At 69.8% G+C, this 23,405-nt stretch carries 23 protein-coding genes; 19 read left to right on the forward strand and 4 right to left on the reverse strand.

The features are described from left to right. The 3 genes from ABT304_RS10685 to ABT304_RS10695 all read left to right on the forward strand — a co-directional run bounded on the left by ABT304_RS10685 (position 1) and on the right by ABT304_RS10695 (position 2,645). Entirely contained in the window at positions 1-351 is a 351-nt protein-coding gene (locus ABT304_RS10685) for a DUF2200 domain-containing protein (protein WP_350715040.1), read from the forward strand. A 127-nt stretch (positions 352-478) separates the two neighbouring features. Beyond that, positions 479-2,101, forward strand: coding sequence for an ABC-F family ATP-binding cassette domain-containing protein (locus ABT304_RS10690; protein ID WP_350715042.1), 1,623 nt, complete (start codon positions 479-481; stop codon positions 2,099-2,101). Positions 2,102-2,210: 109 nt separating this feature from the next. Beyond that, positions 2,211-2,645, forward strand: coding sequence for a hypothetical protein (locus ABT304_RS10695; RefSeq protein WP_350715044.1), 435 nt, complete (start codon positions 2,211-2,213; stop codon positions 2,643-2,645). Here the strand turns inward: ABT304_RS10695 and ABT304_RS10700 are convergent. Beyond that, complete coding sequence (locus ABT304_RS10700) at positions 2,629-2,820, reverse strand: type II toxin-antitoxin system VapB family antitoxin (RefSeq protein ID WP_350715045.1); 192 nt, start codon at positions 2,818-2,820, stop codon at positions 2,629-2,631. The two genes, ABT304_RS10695 and ABT304_RS10700, sit on opposite strands and share 17 nt — an antisense overlap. Before the next feature lie 156 nt (positions 2,821-2,976). Between ABT304_RS10700 and ABT304_RS10705 the strand changes: the two genes are divergently transcribed. Beyond that, positions 2,977-3,564, forward strand: a complete 588-nt coding sequence (locus ABT304_RS10705) for an NUDIX hydrolase (RefSeq protein WP_350715047.1) — start codon at positions 2,977-2,979, stop codon at positions 3,562-3,564. Positions 3,565-3,568: 4 nt separating this feature from the next. Here ABT304_RS10705 and ABT304_RS10710 read toward each other — a convergent pair whose 3' ends face one another. Further along, complete coding sequence (locus tag ABT304_RS10710) at positions 3,569-4,570, reverse strand: PDDEXK nuclease domain-containing protein (RefSeq protein ID WP_350715049.1); 1,002 nt, start codon at positions 4,568-4,570, stop codon at positions 3,569-3,571. Positions 4,571-4,910: 340 nt separating this feature from the next. Here ABT304_RS10710 and ABT304_RS10715 point away from each other — a divergent pair, with 340 nt between their 5' ends. The 15 genes from ABT304_RS10715 to ABT304_RS10785 all read left to right on the forward strand — a co-directional run bounded on the left by ABT304_RS10715 (position 4,911) and on the right by ABT304_RS10785 (position 22,047). Continuing rightward, positions 4,911-5,888, forward strand: coding sequence for an AIM24 family protein (locus tag ABT304_RS10715; RefSeq protein ID WP_160022972.1), 978 nt, complete (start codon positions 4,911-4,913; stop codon positions 5,886-5,888). A gap of 156 nt (positions 5,889-6,044) precedes the next feature. Next, the gene (carA, locus tag ABT304_RS10720) at positions 6,045-7,181 is read left to right on the forward strand and encodes a glutamine-hydrolyzing carbamoyl-phosphate synthase small subunit (RefSeq protein WP_350715051.1); all 1,137 of its coding nucleotides are present in this window, start codon (positions 6,045-6,047) and stop codon (positions 7,179-7,181) included. A gap of 3 nt (positions 7,182-7,184) precedes the next feature. Continuing rightward, positions 7,185-10,520 carry a carbamoyl-phosphate synthase large subunit gene (carB, locus tag ABT304_RS10725; protein ID WP_350715052.1) on the forward strand — a complete coding sequence of 1,112 codons (3,336 nt, stop codon included), beginning with the start codon at positions 7,185-7,187 and terminating at the stop codon, positions 10,518-10,520. After that, the gene (locus ABT304_RS10730; RefSeq protein WP_350715054.1) at positions 10,517-11,557 is read left to right on the forward strand and encodes a quinone-dependent dihydroorotate dehydrogenase; all 1,041 of its coding nucleotides are present in this window, start codon (positions 10,517-10,519) and stop codon (positions 11,555-11,557) included. The genes carB and ABT304_RS10730 overlap by 4 nt, the downstream gene beginning before the upstream one ends. After that, the gene (pyrF, locus tag ABT304_RS10735) at positions 11,554-12,381 is read left to right on the forward strand and encodes an orotidine-5'-phosphate decarboxylase (RefSeq protein WP_350715055.1); all 828 of its coding nucleotides are present in this window, start codon (positions 11,554-11,556) and stop codon (positions 12,379-12,381) included. Before ABT304_RS10730 ends, pyrF begins: the two co-directional genes overlap by 4 nt. Positions 12,382-12,393: 12 nt before the next feature. After that, a complete protein-coding gene (locus ABT304_RS10740; protein WP_350715057.1) occupies positions 12,394-12,843 on the forward strand; it encodes a hypothetical protein in 450 nt (149 codons plus the stop codon). A gap of 164 nt (positions 12,844-13,007) precedes the next feature. Further along, positions 13,008-13,328 carry an integration host factor, actinobacterial type gene (mihF, locus tag ABT304_RS10745; RefSeq protein WP_168381123.1) on the forward strand — a complete coding sequence of 107 codons (321 nt, stop codon included), beginning with the start codon at positions 13,008-13,010 and terminating at the stop codon, positions 13,326-13,328. Continuing rightward, positions 13,325-13,960: a guanylate kinase gene (gmk, locus tag ABT304_RS10750; protein ID WP_350715059.1), complete on the forward strand. Its 636-nt coding sequence runs from the start codon at positions 13,325-13,327 to the stop codon at positions 13,958-13,960. Before mihF ends, gmk begins: the two co-directional genes overlap by 4 nt. Positions 13,961-13,967: 7 nt before the next feature. Further along, positions 13,968-14,294 carry a DNA-directed RNA polymerase subunit omega gene (gene rpoZ, locus ABT304_RS10755; RefSeq protein WP_160022984.1) on the forward strand — a complete coding sequence of 109 codons (327 nt, stop codon included), beginning with the start codon at positions 13,968-13,970 and terminating at the stop codon, positions 14,292-14,294. Positions 14,295-14,310: 16 nt separating this feature from the next. Next, on the forward strand, positions 14,311-15,576 hold the full coding sequence (coaBC, locus tag ABT304_RS10760) for a bifunctional phosphopantothenoylcysteine decarboxylase/phosphopantothenate--cysteine ligase CoaBC (RefSeq protein ID WP_502890316.1): 1,266 nt from the start codon (positions 14,311-14,313) through the stop codon (positions 15,574-15,576). A gap of 129 nt (positions 15,577-15,705) precedes the next feature. Beyond that, positions 15,706-16,905, forward strand: a complete 1,200-nt coding sequence (gene metK, locus ABT304_RS10765; RefSeq protein ID WP_350715063.1) for a methionine adenosyltransferase — start codon at positions 15,706-15,708, stop codon at positions 16,903-16,905. A gap of 119 nt (positions 16,906-17,024) precedes the next feature. Continuing rightward, positions 17,025-19,094 carry a primosomal protein N' gene (locus ABT304_RS10770; RefSeq protein ID WP_350715065.1) on the forward strand — a complete coding sequence of 690 codons (2,070 nt, stop codon included), beginning with the start codon at positions 17,025-17,027 and terminating at the stop codon, positions 19,092-19,094. 55 nt (positions 19,095-19,149) lie between these two features. Beyond that, a complete protein-coding gene (gene def / locus ABT304_RS10775; protein WP_091041329.1) occupies positions 19,150-19,695 on the forward strand; it encodes a peptide deformylase in 546 nt (181 codons plus the stop codon). Then, positions 19,695-20,615, forward strand: coding sequence for a methionyl-tRNA formyltransferase (gene fmt, locus ABT304_RS10780; protein ID WP_091041330.1), 921 nt, complete (start codon positions 19,695-19,697; stop codon positions 20,613-20,615). The genes def and fmt overlap by 1 nt, the downstream gene beginning before the upstream one ends. Next, entirely contained in the window at positions 20,599-22,047 is a 1,449-nt protein-coding gene (locus tag ABT304_RS10785; protein WP_350715067.1) for an RsmB/NOP family class I SAM-dependent RNA methyltransferase, read from the forward strand. Before fmt ends, ABT304_RS10785 begins: the two co-directional genes overlap by 17 nt. A gap of 4 nt (positions 22,048-22,051) precedes the next feature. Here ABT304_RS10785 and ABT304_RS10790 read toward each other — a convergent pair whose 3' ends face one another. Further along, positions 22,052-22,852 carry a hypothetical protein gene (locus tag ABT304_RS10790; protein WP_350715069.1) on the reverse strand — a complete coding sequence of 267 codons (801 nt, stop codon included), beginning with the start codon at positions 22,850-22,852 and terminating at the stop codon, positions 22,052-22,054. Next, entirely contained in the window at positions 22,849-23,364 is a 516-nt protein-coding gene (locus ABT304_RS10795; RefSeq protein WP_350715071.1) for a SigE family RNA polymerase sigma factor, read from the reverse strand. The genes ABT304_RS10790 and ABT304_RS10795 overlap by 4 nt, the downstream gene beginning before the upstream one ends. Between the last annotated feature and the right edge of the window lie 41 nt (positions 23,365-23,405).

The raw sequence follows: 23,405 nt of genomic DNA on the forward strand, positions 1-23,405 counted from the left end.
GTGGATAACCTCGAGCGCGTCTACAAGATGCCCTTCGGCTCCGTCTACCCGCACTATGTGACGAAGGTGGAGCGGAAGGGCCGCACCACGGCCGAGCTGCACCAGGTGATCACCTGGCTGACCGGCTTCGACGACGACGCGATCGCCAAGCACGTCGAGGCGGGGACAAGCTTCGAGGAGTTCTTCGCCGCCGCTGACCTCAATCCGAGCGCGGAGCTGATCACCGGGGTGGTCTGTGGCGTGCGGGTCCAGGAGATCGAGGACCCGGTCATGCGGCAGGTGCGCTACCTCGACAAGCTCGTCGACGAGCTGGCCAAGGGCAAGGCGATGGAGAAGATCCTGCGCGGTTAATCGGTTGGACGTCGCAGGCGTCGGCCGCGTACTCTTTACTCATCATGAAGATCTTGCGCTGACCTCCGACCTGCGCCCGAGGCACATGCCCGGCGGGTCGTCCTCGAACCCGAAGGCCAGCGCTCTCATGTCATCTTCCATCGTCTCCGGACCGATCGTCGTCCGCGACCTCTCCGTCTCCTTCCGCAGCGGCTCCGTCCTCGCCGGGATAGACCTCACCGTCTCCCCGGGTGAGCGGATCGCGCTCGTGGGGGAGAACGGCGCCGGCAAGTCCACGTTGCTCCGCGCTATCGCACACCGGCTCCCGCGCACCGCCCAACGCACAGGCACGCTCGAGGCACCCGACGACCTCGTCTGGCTGCCGCAGGAGCCGCCGTTCCGCGACGCGGCGAGCATCGAGGACGTGCTCGCCACCACCCTGCGTCCGCTGCGGGAGGCGGTCGCGACGGTCGAGACGCTGGCCGACCGTCTCGACGACCCCGAGGTCGCCGAGACGTACGCGAGCGCGCTCGACTTCGCGGTGGCCCACGACGCATGGGACGCCGACAGGCGGGCGATCTTGGCCGCCGAGCGTCTCGGCCTCAGCGGCCTGGACCGTGAGCGTCCGATCAGCACGCTCTCCGGCGGGCAGCGGACCAGACTGGCGCTGGCGACCGCGATCACGCGCCGGCCCGACGCACTGCTGCTCGACGAGCCGACCAACCACCTCGACGACGAGGCGGTCGCGGTGCTGGGGGAGTTCCTGCGCGACCTCCCCGGCGTCGTGCTGATGGCCTCCCACGATCGAGTCTTCCTCGACGAGGTCGCCACCGGCCTCTTCGATCTCGACCCGACTGCCTTCGGCACCGACGGCGCCGGCGGGCGCCTCTTCGGCGGCGGCTGGAGCGCCTACGAGGAGGCACGGCAGGCCGCTCGCGAGCGGTGGGAGCAGACGTACGCGGAGCAGCAGGACGAGCTCAAACGTCTCCGCACCGCGACCAAGATCGGCAACGACGCGATCGCCCACAACCGCGGCCCGACCGACAACGACAAGTTCATCTACAAGTTCAAGGGCAGCAACGTCGAGCGCACCGTCGCCCGCCGCAAGAAGGACGCCAACCGCCGGCTGGAGGAGGCCGAAGAGGCACAGGTACGCAAGCCACCGCCGCCCCTGCGACTCAACGCCGCGCTGTCGGCTACCGGCGCGAGCGGAAGGATGGTCGTCGTACGCGACCTGGTTGTCGAGGAGCGGGTCGGCCTGCCGGTCCTGGACATCATGGCGGGGGAGCACCTGCTGATCACCGGGCCCAACGGCAGCGGCAAGTCCACGCTGCTCGGAGTGATCTCCGGGCGTGTGAAGCCGACCTCGGGCGAGGTCCAGGTCAGCGCCCGGCATGTCGAGGAGCTCACCCAGGACCCGCAGTTCGGGGACCTGCGCCGCAAGGTCGCCGACGTCTACCTGGAGTCGGTGGGGGAGGTGCTGGCGACCCAGGTGCCGCTACGTGACCTGGGCCTGGTCCACCCGCGCGACCTCAACCGGCCCGTCGGCGCGCTGAGCGTCGGCCAGCGTCGGCGGCTCGACCTGGCGATCGCCATCGCCACCGGCCCGGACCTGCTGCTTCTCGACGAGCCCACGAACCACATCTCGCTCACTCTGGCGGGCGAGCTGGAGGAGGCGATCGGGGTCACCCCGGGCACCATCGTCGTCGCCTCTCACGACCGCTGGCTGCGGCGGCGCTGGTCGGGTCAGGAGCACCGTCTCGTGCCCTGAGGGGCAGCGGGCGGGCCACTTGCGGACGAAACCCTGTGGATGAGCAGAGTTATCCACAGGGGCCGAGATCGTCGTTGTCCTCATCGACAGGCCATGGTGACTTTGACCCATGACCGACAAGATTCCGTACGCTCCAGTCCTCCGCACCCAGGCCGACGTCGAGGCCGCCTGGCGACATCTGATCAACCCCCTCGGCTGGCCCGAGCCGCGGTTGTGGTTCATGTTGGTCGATCCCGACGGGGTGCCGTTCCCGCAGCTGTGTCAGATCGAGGGGCTGCCGGTGGAGATCGCCGACGACGGTGCTGCCAACCTCGCCACGATGCTGCGCGACCTGGTCGATGCGCGCGGCTTCGACCGGGTCGAGCTCCTGCTGTGCCGGCCCGGCGGTGGCCCACCCAACCGCTCGGACAGGAAGAATGCTGCCCATCTCTACGGAGCGTGTGCCGCGGCCGCGGTGCCGGTCGATGTCATCCACCTCGCGACCGACCGAGACTTCTGGCCCGTCCCGCTGGACGCGCTCGGCGAGCTCAGAACTCCAGCGTGACCTTCGTGTCGCCGAGCTCGCGCGAGACGATGCTGTCGAACTCCGCCGAGGCGGCCTCACGCTCGACGAGGTCACGCAGTGCGTGGTCGATCGCAGCCTGGTTGGTCGTCGTCCCGGCGATCTTTCTCGCCTCGGCCAACAGCTCCTCGTCGATGCTGATCGACGTCTCTGTCATTGCGTACCCCCGCACGGAAACCTGGATGAAACATCGAAACGCTAGCGGTGCACAACCATGCAACGCAATGACCTGCGACAACCGTCACATCGTGTCGCACTCACCTGACGCCACGCGTGGCCGGGCTGTCGGTGCTCGCCTCTATGGTCCACAGGCATGAGCCGGGAAGACCGACTGCTGACCGACATCACGATCATGGTGGACTCGATCGAGCCGATGGACGACGTGGAGAGCGGCCACATCGCCGACGCGTCAGCGTGGTTGTGCGTGACCAACGACGTGTTCCGGCGCACCACCGCTCCGACCGCGCCGGCCAAGCACCTGGTCTCCTACTTCCTCCTCGTCGACCCGGTGAGCGGCCACATCCTGCTGGGCGACCACCGCAAGTCGGGGCTGTGGCTGCCGCCAGGAGGTCACGTCGAGCCAGGTGAGAGCCCCGCCGAGACCGTGCGTCGTGAGTGCCTCGAAGAACTGGGCGTCGAGGCGCGGTTCCACTCCGACCTCGGCCCACACCCGTTGTTCATCACGGTGACCACGACCCGGCCCGACCGCCCGGATCCGCACACCGACGTCAGCCTCTGGTTCGTCCTCGCCCACGACCACCGAGTCCCGTTGGTGCCGGACGAGCGGGAGTACGCCGGTGTGCGCTGGTGGACGCCCTCCGAGATCCGCGCTGCGGATGTGCGGCTCTTCGACCCCCACATGGGTCGGATGCTCGACAAGCTGAAGACTGCCGGACTCTGAGGCCTCACTCAGGACCGCTCAGTTCCTGTTGGAGACGTTCGACGCTCGGGAGGCTAGCCAGCAGTTGATACTCGGCGATTCCGAGCGGCTGCATTGAACCGCGCAGCGAGTACTCCGCGACGACCTGATTACGGCTCTGGCACAGCAGAATCCCGATCGTCGGGGCATCGTCGGGATGCGCCATCTCCCCGTCGACCGCCGCCAGATAGAAGTTGAGCTGCCCCAGATGCTCGGGCCTGAACTTGCCGGCCTTGAGTTCGATGACGACGTAGCAGCGCAGCCTGAGGTGATAGAAGAGCAGGTCGATGAAGAAGTCTTCCCCGCCGACCTCGAGAGACACCTGGCGCCCGACGTACGCGAACCCGACTCCGAGCTCGACCAAGAACTGGGTGACGTGGTCGACGAGCGCCTGTTCGATGTCCCGCTCGCGGGCCTCCCTGCCGACTCCGAGAAACTCGAAGTTGTAGGGGTCCTTGACGATCTCTCGAGCGAGATCCGAGGCCTCGGGTGGAAGCGTGCGCTCGAAGTTGCTGATCGCACGTCCGGAGCGCTCCAGAGTGCGGCCCTCGATGTGTAGCGACATCACGCTGCGTGACCAGCCATGTTCAACTGCTGCGGCGGCGTATGCCAGGCGTGGCTCGGCATCGTCGAACTTGTCGAGGAGTACCTGATGGTGCGCCCATGGGATTTGTGCAGCAGGCTGCTGCACAAATTCGGGGTCAGGCCAAGCCACGGCGAACGCGCGCATGTACGCGAGGTTGCGCTTCGACAGCCCGGTCATGTCAGGAAATGCGATGCGAAGATCCTGGGAGATCCGCTCGATCACCTTTGCTCCCCAGCCTTGGGTTTCTTGGCGGTCGGCAATCTCACGTCCGATCTGCCAGTAGAGAGCGAGAAGCTCGGTGTTGACGGCGAATGCGGCGCGCTGCCGGGCGGCGCGGATCCGCTCCTTCAGGTCGCCAAGCCATTCCGCGTAGCCATCGGGCAGCGAAAAGTCGTGGGTCATAGTCGATCTCCTTGGAGGCGTACGAATCACCGCCTGCGATTGCAGGCGGTACGTTCGCCGCTCCTGGAGGCGCCTGTGGCGCTATTACTTACCCTCGCGACTGGCGGCCCCTTCTCGCAGACCTGGTTGGCCCGGTACTTCGGAGTGATCGCCTGGATTGACATGATTAGATCATTTGTTCGCCGCCGGTGAGGCCCCGCGACACGTGGATGACGGCCCCGGACGGATTTCGGTCACAGAATAGGGCGGCCGAGTGGAACACCGGTGAGTCGCGCATCAAGCACATGCCAGGATGGAGTCGAGAAGGACCGATGTGGGTCCGTGAACGCAAGGGTTAGAGATGACGGACGCAGCGTGGTACCCGGACCCGACCGGACAGGCCGAGCTTCGCTACTACGACGGGAGCCAGTGGACGGAGCACGTTTCCACGGGCGGGCAGCAGTCGACGGCGCCCCTGACGCCGCCTCAGGCCACTGTGGAGCAGGAGGCGCCGACGCAGGTCGGGTCGGCGCAGGCGGTGCAGGCCGCGTACGGCGAGAGCGCCCAGGCGCAGCCGGCCCAGGCCGCGTCCGCCCAGTACGGCCAGCAGGGCGCCCAGTACGGGCAGCAGGCCGCGCAGCCCCAGCCCACGGGCGACCCGTTCGCCGGGATCTCGGGCGACCTGATCGACGGCCGCTTCGCCGAGATCGAGGGCAGCGGCGCGGTGCTGCAGAACAAGAAGCTCCTGCGCGTACGCGTCGGGGAGCCGTTCCAGGCGCGCCAGGGCTCGATGGTGGCCTACCAGGGCAACGTGCAGTTCAAGTACCAGGGCGGCGGCGTGGGGAAGTTCCTCAAGAAGGCCGTCACCGGTGAGGGGCTCAGCCTGATGGGCGTCGAGGGTCAGGGCGACGTCTTCCTGGCCGACGCGGCCAAGGAGGTCCACATCCTCCACCTGAACAACTCGGGCATCTCGATCAACGGCGACCACGTGCTCGCCTTCTCCAACAGCCTGCAGTGGAACATCGAGCGGGTCCAGGGTGCCGGGATGCTCACCGGCGGCCTCTTCAACACGACCCTGCGCGGCTCCGGCTGGGTCGCGGTCACCACCGAGGGCGACCCGGTGGTCCTCAACGCAGGCGAGGCGCCCACCTTCACCGACACCAACGCGGTCGTCGGCTGGTCGCTCGGCCTCCAGACCAGCCTGCAGAAGTCGTTCACCGCCGGTGCGCTCATCGGCCGGGGCAGCGGCGAGGCGTTCCAGGTCGCCTTCCACGGCGCCGGCTTCGTCATCGTCCAGCCGTCCGAGGGCGGGGTCGTGCCGCCCCACTCGCACAACTGAGCCCGACCACAGCTGGCCGAATGCCGCGTACGTCACAGTGCTGGCGTACGCGGCGGACGCCAACTGCCGTCAACCGGCATCTGCTTGATACTGTCACCAGCAAGTTGACCGACATCCTTTAAGCACCGTCCCGTGAGGCGGAGAAGGAGGTACGGCGTGCCGCTGCATGCCCACAAAGAAGCACTCCTCGTACTCGAGGATGGTCGATCGTTCCGGGGGGAGTCGTTCGGTGCCGAGGGTGAGACCTTCGGCGAGGCGGTCTTCTCCACCGGTATGACGGGCTACCAGGAGACGCTGACCGACCCGAGCTACCACCAGCAGGTGGTCGTGATGACCGCTCCGCACGTCGGCAACACCGGCGTGAACGACGAGGACCCCGAGTCCCGTCGGATCTGGGTCGCCGGATATGTCGTACGCGACCCAGCCCGGGTCCCCTCCAACTGGCGCGCCCAGCGCACCCTCGACGACGAGCTCCGCGCCCAGTCCGTCGTGGGCATCGCGGGCATCGACACCCGCGCCCTGACCCGCCACCTGCGTGAGCGCGGCGCGATGCGCGTCGGGATCTCGACGATCGAGACCGACCCCGAGGTCCTGCTCGAGAAGGTGCTCGCCAGCGCCGAGATGAGCGGTGCGAACCTCTCCGACGCGGTCAGCACCACCGAGGCGTACGTCGTCCCCGCGAAGGGCGAGAAGCGGTTCACCGTCGCGGCCCTCGACCTGGGCATCAAGGAGATGACCCCGGAGCGGATGGCCGAGCGCGGCATCGAGGTCCACGTCCTCCCGGCGACCGCGACCCTCGAGGACGTCCTCGCCACCGAGCCGGACGGGCTCTTCTACTCCAACGGCCCCGGCGACCCCGCCGCGACCACCGGCCAGGTCGAGCTGCTCAAGGCGGCGCTGGCCGAGAACATCCCCTACTTCGGGATCTGCTTCGGCAACCAGCTCTTCGGCCGCGCGCTCGGTTTCGGGACGTACAAGCTGAAGTACGGTCACCGTGGGATCAACCAGCCGGTCATGGACCTCACCACCCGCAAGGTCGAGGTGACCGCCCACAACCACGGCTTCGCCGTCGACGCGCCGATCGGTGAGGAGACGAAGACCGAGTACGGCATCGCGACCGTCTCCCACGTCAACCTCAACGACGACTGCGTCGAGGGCCTCGAGCTCAAGGACGCCGAGACCGGGAAGCTCAAGGGCTTCTCCGTCCAGTACCACCCGGAGGCAGCGGCCGGCCCGCACGATGCCGCCTACCTCTTCGACCGGTTCATCTCTCTCATGGCGAAGGAGGTCTGAGCGATGCCCAAGCGCGAGGACATCAAGTCCGTGCTCGTGATCGGCTCCGGCCCGATCGTCATCGGCCAGGCCTGCGAGTTCGACTACTCCGGCACCCAGGCCTGTCGCGTGCTGCGCGAAGAGGGGATCCGGGTCGTCCTGGTCAACTCCAACCCGGCCACGATCATGACCGACCCGGAGTTCGCCGACGCGACCTACGTCGAGCCGATCACCCCGGAGTTCGTCGAGAAGGTCATCGCCAAGGAGCGCCCCGACGCGCTCCTGGCCACCCTCGGCGGCCAGACCGCGCTCAACTGCGCGGTGGCTCTGGACGAGCGCGGGATCCTGGAGAAGTACGACGTCGAGCTGATCGGCGCGAGCATCGACGCCATCCAGCGCGGTGAGAACCGCGAGGAGTTCAAGAAGATCGTCGCCGAGCTCGGCGGCGAGAGCGCCAAGTCGGTCATCTGCCACAGCATCGACGACCTGCTCGCGGGCGCCGAGGAGCTCGGCTACCCCGTGGTCATCCGGCCGAGCTTCACCATGGGTGGCTCGGGTTCGGGCTTCGCGTACAACGAGACCGAGCTGCGGCGCCTGGGCGGCGCCGGCCTCGCGGCCAGCCCCACCACCGAGGTGCTCCTGGAGGAGTCCATCCTCGGCTGGAAGGAGTACGAGCTCGAGGTCATGCGCGACCGCAAGGACAACTCGGTCATCGTCTGCTCGATCGAGAATCTCGACCCGATGGGCGTGCACACCGGCGACTCGATCACCGTCGCCCCGGCGCTGACGCTGACCGACCGCGAGTACCAGAAGCTGCGCGACCTGGCGATCGGCATCATCCGTGCCGTCGGCGTGGACACCGGTGGCTGCAACATCCAGTACGCCGTCAACCCGGCCGACGGCCGGATCATCGTCATCGAGATGAACCCCCGCGTCTCGCGCTCCTCGGCGCTGGCCTCCAAGGCGACCGGCTACCCGATCGCCAAGATCGCCGCCAAGGTCGCCATCGGCTACACCCTCGACGAGATCGAGAACGACATCACCGCCGGGCCGAACGGCTCGACCGCCGCCTCGTTCGAGCCGACCCTCGACTACGTCGTCGTCAAGGTCCCGCGCTTCGCCTTCGAGAAGTTCCCGGGCGCTGACACGACCCTGACCACGCACATGAAGAGCGTGGGCGAGGCGATGGCGATCGGCCGCAACTTCACCGAGGCCCTCCAGAAGGCGCTGCGCAGCCTGGAGAAGCCCGAGGCGGTCTTCGACTGGACCCAGGAGGTCGTCGAGCTCGACAAGCCCGCGCTGCTGGAGGAGATCAAGGTCCCCACCGACGGCCGGCTCAAGCGGGTCATGGACGCGATCCGCTCCGGCGCGACGCCTGAGGAGATCTTCGAGAGCACCAGGATCGACCCCTGGTTCATCGACCAGCTCTTCCTGATCAACGAGATCGCCCAGGACATCATCGCGGCACCCGAGCTGACCGCCGACGTGCTCCGCTACGCCAAGCGCCACGGCTTCTCCGACTACCAGCTCGGCAAGATGCGCGGCATGACGGCCGACGTGGTCCGAGGCGTACGCCACGCGCTGAACATCCGCCCGGTCTACAAGACGGTCGACACCTGTGCGGCCGAGTTCGAGGCGCGTACGCCCTACCACTACTCCTCCTACGACGAGGAGACCGAGGTCGCGCCCCGGGAGAAGGAGGCCGTGATCATCCTCGGCTCCGGTCCCAACCGGATCGGGCAGGGGATCGAGTTCGACTATTCCTGCGTGCACGCCTCTCTCGCGCTGAGCGAGGCCGGCTACGAGACCGTGATGGTCAACTGCAACCCCGAGACGGTGAGCACCGACTACGACACCTCCGACCGGCTCTACTTCGAGCCGCTCACCCTGGAGGACGTGCTCGAGATCGTCCACGCCGAGCAGCAGGCCGGACCGGTGGTCGGGGTCATCTGCCAGCTCGGCGGCCAGACCCCGCTGGGTCTGGCGCAGGCGCTCAAGGACAACGGCGTGCCGATCGTCGGCACCAGCCCCGAGGCCATCCACCTCGCCGAGGAGCGCGGTGCCTTCGGCCGGGTGCTCCACAAGGCCGGTCTGGTCGCGCCGAAGCACGGCATGGCCACCACGTTCAACGAGGCCCGCGAGATCGCCGCGGAGATCGGCTACCCGGTCCTGGTGCGTCCCTCCTACGTCCTCGGCGGCCGCGGCATGCAGATCGTCTACGACGACGAGGCGCTGCGCTCCTACATCGAGGCGGCGACCGAGGTCACCCCGGACAAGCCGGTGATGGTCGACAAGTTCGTCGACGACGCGGTCGAGATCGACGTCGACGCCCTCTACGACGGCACTGAGCTGTTCCTGGGCGGCGTCATGGAGCACATCGAGGAGGCCGGGATCCACTCCGGTGACTCCTCCTGCGCGCTGCCGCCGATCACCCTCGGCGCCGCCGAGGTCGAGCGCATCCGGGTGGCCACCCTGGCGATCGCCGAAGGCGTCGGCGTACGCGGCCTGCTCAACATCCAGTACGCGCTCGGCTCCGACGTGCTCTACGTCATCGAGGCCAACCCGCGCGCCTCCCGCACCGTCCCGTTCGTCTCCAAGGCGACCGCGACCCCGCTGGCCAAGGCCGCGGCGCGGGTGATGCTCGGCGAGTCGATCGCGGACCTGCGTACGGCCGGTGTGCTCCCGGCGACCGGCGACGGTGGCGCGCTGCCGCCGAACCAGCCGATCGCGGTCAAGGAAGCGGTCATGCCGTTCAACCGGTTCCGCACCCCGGAGGGTCAGCAGGTCGACACCGTGCTCGGCCCGGAGATGAAGTCGACCGGCGAGGTCATGGGGCTCGACTCCGACTTCGGTCGCGCCTTCGCCAAGAGCCAGGCCGGTGCGTTCGGCCCGCTGCCGACCCAGGGCCGCATCTTCGTCTCGATGGCCAACCGCGACAAGCGCACCATGATCTTCCCGATCAAGGTGCTTGCCGACCACGGCTTCGAGATCTTCGCGACCGAGGGCACCGCCGAGGTGCTGCGCCGCAACGGCGTGCCCTCGCGGCTGATGCGCAAGCACTCCGAGGGCACCGGGCCCGATGGCGAGAAGACCACCGTCCAGCGGATCCTCGACGGCGAGGTCGACCTGGTCATCAACACGCCCAACGGCACCTCCAACGCCAAGTCCGCCCGGATGGACGGCTACGAGATCCGCACCGCCGCGGTGATGGCCAACATCGCCTGCATCACCACGGTCCAGGGCCTCGGCGCCGCCGTGCAGGGCATCGAGGCGCTGCGGCGCGGCGAGATCGACGTACGCAGCCTGCAGGAGTGGCGCGACGTCGTCGGCCACCACGACGGTGGGGTGTCGTCGAAATGACGGCCTACCGGACCCTGTTCGACAAGGTGCTGACGAAGACGGATCCGGAGCGTGCCCACCAGCAGGCGTTCGCCGCGATCCGCGCGGCCGGCCTGGCGCTGTCCAGGAGACGTACGCCGGGATCCCCGGTGCACGCGATGGGGCTCACCTTCCCGAACGTGATCGGCCTGGCCGCGGGCTTCGACAAGAACGCGGTCGGGATCGACGCGCTGGGCGGGCTCGGCTTCGGGCACGTGGAGATCGGCACGGTCACGGGGGAGGGGCAGCCGGGCAACCCCGCGCCGCGCCTCTTCCGGCTGCCCGCCGATCGCGCCGTGATCAACCGGATGGGCTTCAACAACGAGGGCGCCGAGGCGGTCGCCGCCCGGCTGGCGAACCGTCTGGAGCGCCGTGGCACGGCCGCCGGCGGGCCGATCCTCGGCATCAACATCGGCAAGACCAAGCTCGTGCCCGAGGACGACCAGTCGGCCGTCGAGGCCGACTACGCCAAGTCGGCCCGGCTGCTGGCTCCCTACGCCGACTACCTGGTGGTCAACGTCTCCTCGCCCAACACGCCCGGCCTGCGCAGCCTGCAGTCGGTCGAGAAGCTGCAGCCGCTGCTGGAGCACGTCCGCTCCATCGCCGACCAGGTCACCAAGCACCGGGTCCCGCTGCTGGTCAAGATCGCCCCCGACCTGGCCGACTCCGACGTCGTCGAGGTCGCCGACCTGGCCACCGCGATCGGCCTGGACGGGATCATCGCGACCAACACCACGATCGGCCGCGAGCACCTCGTCTCGGCGCCCGCCGAGATCGCCGCGGCCGGTGCCGGCGGACTCTCCGGCGCCCCGCTCAAGGCGCGTGCGCTCGACGTCCTGCGGCTGCTCCGCAGCCGGGTCAGCCCCGAGATGACGCTGGTCGGTGTGGGTGGCATCGCCACCGTCGAGGACGCCCGCGAGCGTCTCGCCGCCGGTGCCGACCTGCTCCAGGGCTACACCGGGTTCATCTACGAAGGTCCCGGCTACGCCCGCCGGATCGCGAACGGAGTCCGCCGATGAGCTTTGGTGCCCGCTACGTCGCCGCTCTCGCCGAGCGGGGGCGGCTCTGTGCCGGGATCGACCCGCACGCCTCGCTGCTCCTCGACTGGGGCCTGAACGACGATCTCGCCGGCCTGGAGAGGTTCGCTCTGACCGCGGTCGAGGGCCTGGCCCCATACGTCCCGGTCGTCAAGCCGCAGAGCGCCTTCTACGAGCGTTTCGGCTCGCGTGGCGTCGCGGTGCTGGAGCGGGTCATCGCCGAGTCGAAGGCCGCCGGCGCGCTGGTGCTCCTCGACATCAAGCGCGGCGACATCGGCTCCACCAGCCAGGCGTACGCCGACGCCTACCTTGATCCCGCGAGCCCGCTCGGCAGCGACGCGGTGACCGTGAGCCCCTATCTGGGCTTCGGCTCGCTGACCCCGTTCGCCGAGACGGCCACGAAGTTCGACGCCGGGCTGTTCGTGCTCGCCCTGACCTCCAACAAGGAGGGCCCCGAGGTGCAGCACGCGACCGTCGAGGACGGCCGCAGCGTCGGCCGGGTCATGCTCGACCACCTGCGCCGGCTGAACGATGCCGAGACCCCGCTGGGCTCCTTCGGCGCGGTGGTCGGTGCGACGATCGACGGCGCCGACGGTGCGGGGGTGGCGTACGACTTCGGGTTCAACGGCCCCATCCTGGCGCCGGGCTTCGGTGAGCAGGGCGGCACCCCGGGCGACCTCGCCCGGATCTTCGGTGCCGCCAACGCCAACGTGGTCGCCAGCACCAGCCGCGGACTGCTGCGCAAGGGTCCGGACGTGGCCGCGCTGCGCGACGAGGCCCTGAGGCTGCGAGACGAGCTCGGCTGAGACACTGGCGCCATGACCAGTCTCCGGATGGCCGCCCAGCTCCTCGTCCTGCCGATCCTCGCCACGGGCCTGAGCTCGTGCGGTGATCCGATCGACGACTACTGCGAGTCCCTCAGGGGCCACCAGGAGCAGCTGACGAACACCCTGGGCGAGGACGGCACCAGCGGGCTGATCACCGCCCTGCCGATCTTCGAGGACCTCGAGCGCGATGCGCCCGACGACATCGCGAAGGACTGGAAGACGCTGACGGGGGCGATCTCGGAGCTCAGCGCGGCTCTGGAGGACGCCGGCGTCTCGGCCGACGACTTCGAGAACGGCGAACCTCCCGAGGGTGTCAGCGACGCCGAGGCGAAGAAGATCGCTGACGCGGCCACGAAGGTGAGCAGCACGAAGACGCAGGAGGCGTCCGTACGCGTCCAGCAGCAGGCCCGGGACGTCTGTCACACGTCCTTGACGCTGTGAACCGATTGGACACCAGTTAGGCGACCCCGATTGCCGCCCCGGCAACGTAATGGCTAGATTGGCGCGAGCGCTTACTTTCAGCGCTCAGCCGGGGGGCACGATCCCTGTACCGCGCGACCCGGTTGCCCTGTCGACTACACATTTGATCGTGAAAGGGAGTCTTCGTGGCTCTGCCTCCGGACATCACCCCTGAACAGCGCGCTGCCGCGCTCGTCAAAGCCGCGGCCTCGCGCCAGGAGAGGGCTGCTGTCAAGAACAAGGTCCGCACTGGCGGCATGTCCGTCCTCGAGGTCATCGAGGAAGGGAAGAAGAACGAGGTCGTCGGCAAGATGAAGGTCATCGACCTGCTGACCTCCCACCCCGGCCTCGGTGAGGTGCGGGCAACCCAGATGATGGAGCGTCTCGGCATCGCGATGAGCCGCCGTGTGCAGGGCCTCGGCCCCAAGCAGGTGGCCGCGCTGGTCGAGGAGTTCGCTCGCCGATGAGTCTGATGACGGACGAGAAGACCCCGGCCGGTGCCGGCGATGGCCACGAGAAGCGACTGGTCGTCCTGGCCGGTCCGACCGCGGTCGGCAAGGGCACCGTCTCCGCGGCGGTGCGCGACGACCACCCCGAGGTCTTCTTGTCCGTCTCGGCGACGACCCGCAAGCCCCGCGCCGGCGAGGTCCACGGTGTGCACTACCTGTTCGTCTCCGACGAGGAGTTCGACGCCATGATCGCCGGTGGCGAGCTGCTGGAGTGGGCCACGGTCCACAACATGGCCCGCTACGGCACCCCTCGCGGTCCCGTCGACAAGGCGCTGGCCGAGGGACGCCCGGCGATGCTCGAGATCGACCTGCAGGGCGCCCGGCTCGTGCGTGAGACCATGCCCGAGGCGATCTTCGTCTTCCTGGCCCCGCCGAGCTGGGAAGAGCTCGTCCGCCGGCTGGTCGGTCGAGGCACCGAGACCGAGGCCGAGCGGGAGCGCCGCCTGGAGACCGCGCGGGTCGAACTGGCGGCGGAGAAGGAGTTCGACGTCACGATCGTGAACCACGAAGTTCATCAGGCAGCCGATGAGTTGGTAACCTTGATGACGCTCGGGCTTCCGAGCAAGAAATCCGACCAAGCCGACAAGTGAGGCTCACGTGGCTGCCCCTCAGATCGACGCCCAGGGCGTGACCAACCCCTCGATCGACGACCTGCTGACGAAGACCGACAGCAAGTACAAGCTGGTTCTCTACAGCGCCCAGCGGGCTCGCCAGATCAACGCCTACTACTCCCAGCTCGGCGAAGGCCTCCTCGAGTACGTCGGCCCGCTGGTCGACACCCACGTTCAGGAGAAGCCCCTCTCGATCGCGCTGCGCGAGATCAACGAGGACCTGCTGACCTGCGAGGACATCGACCCGGCCGAGCTGGCCGCCCAGGCTGCGGCTCAGGCTGCCGCTGCCGAGGCGCCTGCCGGCGACGCCTGATCGTCCAGGTCCTCCGCTGTCCACCAACAGCACCACTTCGGCCGCTCCCCTCGAGGGGGAGCGGCCGCGCGTGGTCTTAGGGGTCGCCGGCGGCATCGCCGCCTACAAAGCGGCCGAGCTGCTACGCCGGTTCACCGAGTCCGGCCATGACGTGACCGTGGTCCCCACGGCCGCCGCCCTCGAGTTCGTCGGCGCCCCCACCTGGGCGGCGCTGTCGGGCAAGGAGATCGCCACCGGCGTCTTCGAGAACATCACCGAGGTCCCGCACGTACGCATCGGCCAGCAGGCCGACCTCGTCGTGGTCGCCCCCGCGACCGCCAACACGCTCGCCCGCGCGGCCCACGGTCTCGCGGACGATCTGCTCAGCAACGTACTGCTCACCGCGCGCTGTCCGGTCGTGTTCGCCCCGGCGATGCACACCGAGATGTGGGAGCACCCGGCGACCCAGGCCAACGTCGCCACCCTGCGCGAGCGCGGCAACATCGTCATCGAGCCCGCCGAGGGCCGGCTGACCGGCAAGGACACCGGCAAGGGCCGTCTGCCCGAGCCGGCCGAGATCTTCGAGCTCTCCCGTGCCGTCCTCGCCCATGGCGGGCGTGCCGACCTCGTCGGTCGTCGCGTCGTCGTCTCGGCCGGCGGCACCCGGGAGTACCTGGACCCGGTCCGCTTCCTCGGCAACCGCTCCTCGGGGCTTCAGGGCTACGCCATCGCCCGGGCCGCGGCCGCGCGAGGTGCCGAGGTGACCCTGGTCGCCGCCAACGTGACCCTGCCCGACCCGGCCGGCCTGAAGGTCGTACGTGTTGGCACCACCGCCGAGCTGCGCGACGCCGTGGTCTCCGCGGCCACAGGTGCGGACGCGGTCGTCATGGCCGCGGCCCCGGCCGACTTCCGGCCGACCGGGGTGAGCGAGGCCAAGATCAAGAAGGCCGCCGACGGGTCGGCGCCGACGATCGAGCTGATGCAGAACCCCGACATCCTGGCCGAGATCTCCCACCACCGGACCAAGCCCGGTCAGGTCGTCGTGGGATTCGCGGCCGAGACGGGCGACGCGACCGGCTCGGTGCTCGAGCTCGCCACGGCCAAGCTGAAGCGGAAGGGCTGCGACCTGCTCGTCGTCAACGACGTCAGCGGTGGCGCGGTCTTCGGCAGCGAGGTCAACAAGGCAGTCATCCTGGGCGCCGACGGAGGCCACGTCGACGTGCAGGAAGGGGCGAAATCCGCCCTCGCAGAGGTGATCTGGGACCAGATCTCCTTACGCCTGGATGAACAACGTACAAACTGACGACACGCCACGCGCCACGATGAGGACCACCCCTGCGGTCCTGGGGTTCGGGGTCTATGTTTGTCGACCAGAACGATTGACGTTTGCCTACCTGTTCAAACCACACGAACCTTTGAAACGGAGCTACACGTGACCGGACGTCTCTTCACGTCGGAGTCGGTGACCGAGGGGCACCCGGACAAGATCGCCGACCAGATCAGCGACACCGTGCTCGACTACCTGCTCGAGCACGACCCCAAGAGCCGGGTGGCTGTCGAGACCCTGCTCACCACCGGCCTGGTCGTCGTCGCCGGCGAGGTGACCACCGACGCCTACGCGCCGGTCGCCCAGCTCGTGCGCCAGAAGATCCTCGACATCGGCTACGACTCCTCCCTCAAGGGCTTCGACGGCCACTCCTGCGGCGTCCAGGTCGCCATCGGCGCCCAGAGCCAGGACATCGCCCAGGGCGTCGACACCGCCGAGGAGCACCGCCTGGACAGCTCGGTCGACGAGCTCGACCTCCAGGGTGCCGGTGACCAGGGCCTGATGTTCGGCTACGCCTGCGACGACACGCCCGAGCTGTTCCCGCTGCCCATCAAGATGGCGCAGACGCTGGCCGAGAAGCTGACCGAGGTCCGCAAGGACGGCACGCTGGACTACCTGCGTCCCGACGGCAAGACCCAGGTCACGATCGAGTACGACGACGAGAACAAGGCCGTCCGCGTGGACACCGTCGTCCTCTCGACCCAGCACTCCGAGGAGACCACCCAGGAGCAGCTGCACGCCGACATCAAGAAGTACGTCATCGAGCCGGTGCTCGAGCAGTTCAAGTCGTCGGTTCCCTTCGACGGCTACAAGCTGCACATCAACCCGACCGGCCGCTTCGTCGTCGGTGGCCCGATGGGTGACGCCGGCCTGACCGGCCGCAAGATCATCGTCGACACCTACGGCGGCATGGCCCGTCACGGCGGCGGCGCTTTCTCGGGCAAGGACCCGTCGAAGGTCGACCGGTCGGCGGCGTACGCCATGCGCTGGGTGGCCAAGAACATCGTCGCCGCCGGTCTGGCCCGTCGCGCCGAGGTCCAGGTCGCCTACGCCATCGGCAAGGCCCAGCCCGTCGGTGTCTTCGTGGAGACCTTCGGCACCCACACCGTGCCCGAGGCCAACATCCAGAAGGCCGTCCTGGAGGTCTTCGACCTGCGCCCGGCCGCCATCGTGCGCGACCTCGACCTGCTGCGTCCGATCTACGCCAAGACCGCTGCGTACGGTCACTTCGGCCGCGAGCTTCCCGAGTTCACCTGGGAGCGCACCGACCGCGCCGACGCGCTCAAGGCTGCCGCCGGCGCCTGATCCACCGCACCCCCGTATTCGCCGAGTCGGCGCGTTCTGACGCGCCGACTCGGCGTGGTTTTTGGTCAGGACGAGCCGACTCGGCGGTCTGTCGGCGCGGGCTGGTAGGAATGTCGGTTGTGAGCCGGGGACCGCAGGAGGCAGCCGGGGCAGCGGAGCTGGAGCTGCCCGGGCTGGTTCGCGACCGGGTCAAGGAGGGCCGGGCGAAGGCCGCGGCGACGCGGGCGCGGAAGGCCGCGGAGGCACAGGTCGCCGAGGTCGACCCGGTGGCCAAGGTCCTGGTCGACCTGCCGATGGCCCATCTGGACCGGCCCTTCGACTATGCGGTCCCGGCCTCGATGGCCGAGGAGGCCCAGCCCGGGGTCCGGGTGAAGGTGCGCTTCGGTCCCAAGGACGTCGACGGGTTCGTCGTGGAGCGGGCCGAAGCCTCCGAGCATGCGAACCTGCAGCCGCTCAAGCGGGTCGTCAGCTCCGAGCCGGTGCTCACGCCGCAGGTGGCGGCGCTGAGCGAGTCGGTCGCCCGGCGCTACGCCGGTGCCCGGGCCGACGTGCTCCGGCTGGCGATCCCGCCCCGGCACGCCTCGACCGAGAAGGAGCCCTCGGCGGTCGCCCTGGCCGGGCGGCCCTTCGACGCCGCCGCCGCGGCAGCGGCCTGGGCTGGTCATGAGCCGGCAGCCGCGTTCCTGCGACATCTCGCCTCCGGCGGGGCGCCGCGCGCGGTGTGGCACGCCGCGGCCGGCACCGACCACGCCGACCTGATCGCTCATGCGACCGCGACGACTCTGGCATCCGGACGCGGCGCGCTGGTCGTGGTGCCGGACTGGAAGGACCTCGCCCGCCTCGACACCGCGATGACGAAGGTGCTGGGGGAAGGGCAGCATGCTGTGCTGGCCGCCGACGCCGGACCGGCCTCGCGCTACCGGGAGTTCCTGCGGGTCGCCCGGGGCACGGTGAAGGTGGCGATCGGCACCCGCGCGGCCGCCTTCGCGCCGGTGCACGACCTCGGGCTGGTGGTCGTCTGGGACGACGGCGACGACCTGCTCGCCGAGCAGCGCTCGCCCTACCCGCACGCGCGTGACGTGCTGCTGCTGCGGGCGGAGCAGGAGCAGGCGGCCGCCCTGGTCGGTGGCTTCGCGCGCACCGTGGAGGCCGGGTTCCTGGCCGAGACCGGCTGGGCGCAGGAGATCCGGCCCACCCGGGCGCTGGCCCGCGAGCGGGTGAGCATCGAGATCACCGGCGACACCGACTTCGACCTCGAGAAGGACCCGCTCACCCGGGCCTCCCGGGTGCCTCGCGAGGCCCACGAGATCATCCGGGCGGCACTGGCCACCGGACCCGTTCTGCTACAGACGCCGCGGCGCGGATACGCGGCCTCGCTGGCCTGCGACCGGTGCCGTACGCCGGCCAGGTGCTCGGCCTGCCAGGGGCCGCTGCAGCTCGGCGGGCCGGCCGCGCCGCCGACGTGCGGCTGGTGCGGTCACGTCGAGGCGGCCTGGGCGTGCGGAGCCTGCGGCGGGTTCGGGCTGCGGGCGCCGATCATCGGCGAGGCGCGTACGGCCGAGGAGATGGGCCGCTCCTTCGCCGGGGTCCGGGTGGTGACCTCCTCGGCGGGGGCGGTCAAGCAGACGGTGCCGGGCACTCCGGCGATCGTGGTCGCGACCATCGGCGCCGAGCCCGTCGCCGAGGGCGGCTATGCCGGGGTGCTGCTGCTCGACACCTGGCTGCTGCTGGGGCGGCCGGATCTGCGTACGGACGAGGAGGCGCTGCGCCGCTGGAGCAACGCCGCTGGACTGGTGCGGCCCGGTGGGCGGGTGCTGGTCGTCGGTGACCCGGCGCTGTCGGTGCTGCAGGCGCTGGTGCGCTGGGACCAACCCGGGTTCGCCCAGCGCGAGGCGGCCGCCCGGCAGGAGGCCCACCTCCCGCCGGCGTCGCGGCTCGCGACCATCACCGGCACTCCCGGAGCGCTCGACGACGCGCTCACCCTGCTGGCGCTCCCGCCGGGCGCGGAGGTGCTCGGGCCGGTCCCCGCCGAGCCCACGTCGACCGGTGAGCCACGGCTGCGCGCGGTCGTACGGGTGCCGCGTTCCCTCGGAGTGAGGCTCACCGAGGCGCTCGGGGAGCTGCAGCGGGTGCGCTCGGCCCGCAAGCTCGACCCGGTGCGCGTCCAGGTGGATCCGCCGACGCTCTGAGCGAGCACCCCGCCGCGTAAAGTGGTCCCGACACGCTCGACCACCTAGGAGAACAGTGGCAGTCCAGCCCATCCGACTTTTCGGCGACCCCGTGCTGCGCAAGCCAGCGATCGAGGTCGTCGACTTCGACAAGGAGCTGCGCAAGCTCGTTGCCGACCTGACCGACACCATGCTCGAGGCGCCTGGCGCCGGACTGGCCGCTCCGCAGATCGGAGTGAGCCTGCGGGTCTTCACGTGGTACGTCGACGGCCAGGTGGGTCACCTCATCAACCCGGACCTGACCCTGTCGGAGGAGACGCAGGACGGGGGAGAGGGCTGCCTGTCGCTGCCCGACATCACCTTCGACTGCCGCCGGGCCCTGTCGGTGGTGGCGAAGGGTTTCGACATGCACGGTGAGCCGGTCACCATCGAGGGCTCCGAGCTGCTCGCCCGGGCCATCCAGCACGAGACCGACCACCTCGACGGCATCCTCTTCATCGACCGGCTCGACGAGGCCGCGCGCAAGGCGGCGATGAAGGAGATCCGGGAGTCGGAGTGGTTCGGCCTGGAGAAGCCCACGGTGAAGGTCTCGCCGCATGCGACGAACGGGTTCGGGTTCTGATGCGGGTCGTCTTCGCCGGTACGCCCGAGGTGGCCGTCCCCTCACTGAACGCGATCGCCGCCTCGCGCCACGAGCTCGTCGGCGTCGTCACCCGGCCCGATGCCGCCCAGGGGCGCAGCAAGCGGCTGGTGCCCTCGCCGGTGGCCCAGCGGGCCGAGGAGCTGGGGGTTCCGGTCCTCAAGCCGGAGCATCCCCGTGAGCCGGAGTTCCAGGCCGAGCTGAAGGCGCTGGAGCCCGACTGCTGCCCGGTGGTCGCCTACGGTGCGATGCTGCCGCAGTCGGCGCTGGACATCCCGCGGCACGGCTGGGTCAACCTGCACTTCTCACTCCTGCCCGCCTACCGTGGCGCCGCTCCGGTGCAGCGTGCGGTCTGGGCCGGCGAGGAGATCTCCGGCGCGACCACGTTCCGGATCGTGAAGGCGATGGACGCCGGACCTGTCTTCGGCACCATGACGCAGGCGCTGGCGCCCGACGAGACCTCCGGGTCGCTCTTCGAGAAGCTCACCGAAGGTGGGGCCAGGCTGCTGGTGTCCACGCTCGACGGGATCGAGGACGGCTCCCTGGAGGCGCGCGAGCAGCCGACCGACGGGATCACCTACGCCGACAAGATCACCGTCGAGGACGCCCAGATCGACTGGACGCAGAACGCCGTGGCCATCGACCGGCAGGTCCGCGCCTGCACCCCCGCGCCTGGAGCCTGGACCCTGCTCGACGGCGAGCGGTTCAAGGTCGGGCCGGTCACGATGGCCGAGGACACGGCGGCTCCCGGGGAGCTGGTCGTCCGCAAGAACGAGGTCCTCGTCGGCACCGGCACCACGGCGGTCCGGCTCGGCCGGGTGAAGGCCTTCGGCAAGAAGGAGATGCCGGCTGCAGACTGGGCCCGCGGCGTACGTCTGGAGTCCGGTGTCACCTTCGAATAGGGCACAGCCGGGTAGGCGTCCGGGGGCCGGCCGGCGACCGCAGGGGAAGCCGCGTGGGGCCACCAAGCCAGCCGATCCTGCTCGCCTCGCCGCGTTCGAGGTGCTCAAGGCGGTGCGGGTCGATGAGGCGTACGCCAACCTGGTGCTGCCCCACGTCCTCGGCCGCCTCGGGCTGGAGGGCCGCGACGCGGCCTTCGCCACCGAGCTCGCCTCGGGGACGCTGCGGCAGCAGGGAACGTACGACGCCGTGCTGGCCGCCTGCATCGACCGGCCGCTGGCCAAGGTCGAGGCGAAGGTGCTCGATGTGCTGCGGCTGGGGGCACACCAAGTGCTGTCCATGCGGGTGCCCGACCATGCCGCGATCTCGACCAGCGTCGATCTGACCCGGTCGAAGGTGGGCCAGGGGCCGGCGGGATTCGTCAACGCCGTGCTGCGCAAGGTCACCCGCAAGTCCCTCGACGAGTGGGTCGCCGAGGTGGCGCCCGCGCGCGAGAGGGACCACGACGGCTGGGCCACGGTCGCCTTCAGCCACCCGCGCTGGGTAGTCGAGCGGCTCGCCGAGGCTGTCGGTCGTGACCAGATCGACGCGCTGCTCGAGGCCGGCAACGTGCCGCCGTCGGTCACGCTGGTCGCCCGCCCCGGGCGGGCGAGGACCGACGAGCTCGGCGGCACGCCCACGCCGTACTCGCCCTTCGGCGTCACGCTCGACTCCGGCTCGCCGGCCGGGATCGCCGCGGTCGCGGAAGGGCGGGCCGGGGTGCAGGACGAGGGGTCTCAGCTGGTGGCCATCGCTCTGGCCGAGGCCGACCGCGACCGGCCGGACTCCGGGACCGAGTCGTGGCTGGACCTGTGCGCCGGCCCCGGTGGCAAGTCGGCGCTGCTGGCCGCCCTGGCGGCGCAACAGGGTGCCGTGCTGGTCGCCAACGAGCGTCAGCCGCACCGTGCCGGACTCGTCCTCGCCAACCTGACCGACCGGTCATCCGGCACGCACGTGGACGGGTCCGCGGGGGTCGTGGCCGGCGACGGGACCCGGCCGCCCTTCAAGGACGCGACGTTCGACCGGGTCCTCGTCGATGCCCCGTGCACCGGCCTGGGAGCGCTGCGCCGCCGGCCGGAGGCACGCTGGCGGCGAGCCACGGCCGACCTCGACGTACTCGTCGACCTGCAGCGCTCCCTGCTCGACCGGGCCATCGATCTGGCCCGGCCGGGCGGTGTCGTGCTCTACGCCACCTGCTCGCCGGTTCTGGCCGAGACCGAGGGCGTGGTGCGGAGGGTGCTCGAGGACCGATCCGATGTCGTCCTCGAGCCGATCGGCGCCACGGTCGGCACGGTGCCTGACAGCGCCGGGCCGATGGCAGGCACCGTGCAGCTATGGCCGCACCGCCATGGCACCGACGCGATGTTCCTGGCGCTGCTGCGGCGTACCTCCTAGCGGGTCAGTCGGTCCACCTGAGCGAGTTCGCGAGCGCCTCGAGCTCGGCGTCGGTGGTGCCCTGCCCGCTCTGGACGCTGATGAAGATGTCGCCGTGGAGCGGGGTGATGTAGGACCCCGAGCCGGGGCCGGCCTTGTCGGCGCTCTTGCTCCAGTCCGGGTAGTCCTCCGCCGGGCGGATCACCAGGCCGGCCACACCACCGTCCTCGGACGTGCAGGAGGCCCCGTCGTCGATCAGGTACCACTCGCACGTCCAACCGGGCGGCTGCGCGACGGGAACCTCGTCGACGAGCCCAACGCGCGCGCCTTCGGTGGCGATCGTGACGCCGGGATAGTCCTCGAGGAGCGTGTCGTTGCTCCACTTCTGCTCGACCGCGCCGGCCGGTCCGGACAGGACGATGGTGAATCCGGTCCCGGGGCCCGGGCGAGCGCTGGCCGTCTGGATGGTGATGTCCATCGTCGTGGCCTCGTCGTTGGTGACGACCTGTCCGGTGACCCCGTCGCCGAGGTCGAGGCTCTGCCCGGAGGCGAGGGGTGCCGTCGAAGCCGACGCCGACGGTGCGCCGGCAGCGCCGAGGGGAGCCTGGTCGACCGCGGTGGTGGTCAGGAGCTGAGAGAGCCCCAGCCCACCTGCGGTGAATGCGCCGACGGCGGCAGCGGCGCCGACGGTCACGGTGATCCGCCGGCGGCGGCGGATGCGCGAGCCCGCGCTGATCGCCCCGGCGGAGATCCGCGCGTAGTCGGGGTGCTGGTCGGCGACACGCTCGTGCAGTGCCGTACGGAAGCTGGTCTCTGGGTCGTTCATCGGGTGGTCCTCTCCGGGAAGATGTCCGCAACCAGCGGGCGCAGCCGTTCCAGGGCACGCTTCGAGCGGGTGCGGACCGCCGTCTCGGTCAGTCCGAGGTCGGCAGCTGTCTGGGACACGGATCGGTCCTCCCAATAGCGCGCGACGAGCACGGCCCGGTCGGTCGGCGACAGCCGCTGGAGGGCGGCAAGCAGGTCGATCCGGGCGCTGGGGTCGGCATCGCTGCCCGGATCGTCCGGCAGCGTCGAGGTCGGCGTCTCGGCGTTGCGCCGGAGCCGTCGGTGGGAGATGAATCCGTTGAGGAGCACACGTCGTGCGTACGCCGCCGGGTTGTCCGCCCTGCTGACCCGCCGCCAGGACGCGAAGACCCGGGCGTACGTCGTCTGGGTCAGGTCCTCGGCCAGGTGATGGTCACCCGTCAGCAGCAGCGCGGTGCGGTAGAGCGCGCCGCCCGTCGCATGGACGAAGTCGGCGAACTCCTCGGCGGGAGGCCTCACGGTCGATGTGCTCACATCCTTTCGACGCCTCGGGATGAGGTCCACGTGACACCCCC

The sequence above is a fragment of the Nocardioides sp. NPDC000445 genome, from assembly GCF_040300245.1.
Lineage (GTDB): Bacteria > Actinomycetota > Actinomycetes > Propionibacteriales > Nocardioidaceae > Nocardioides.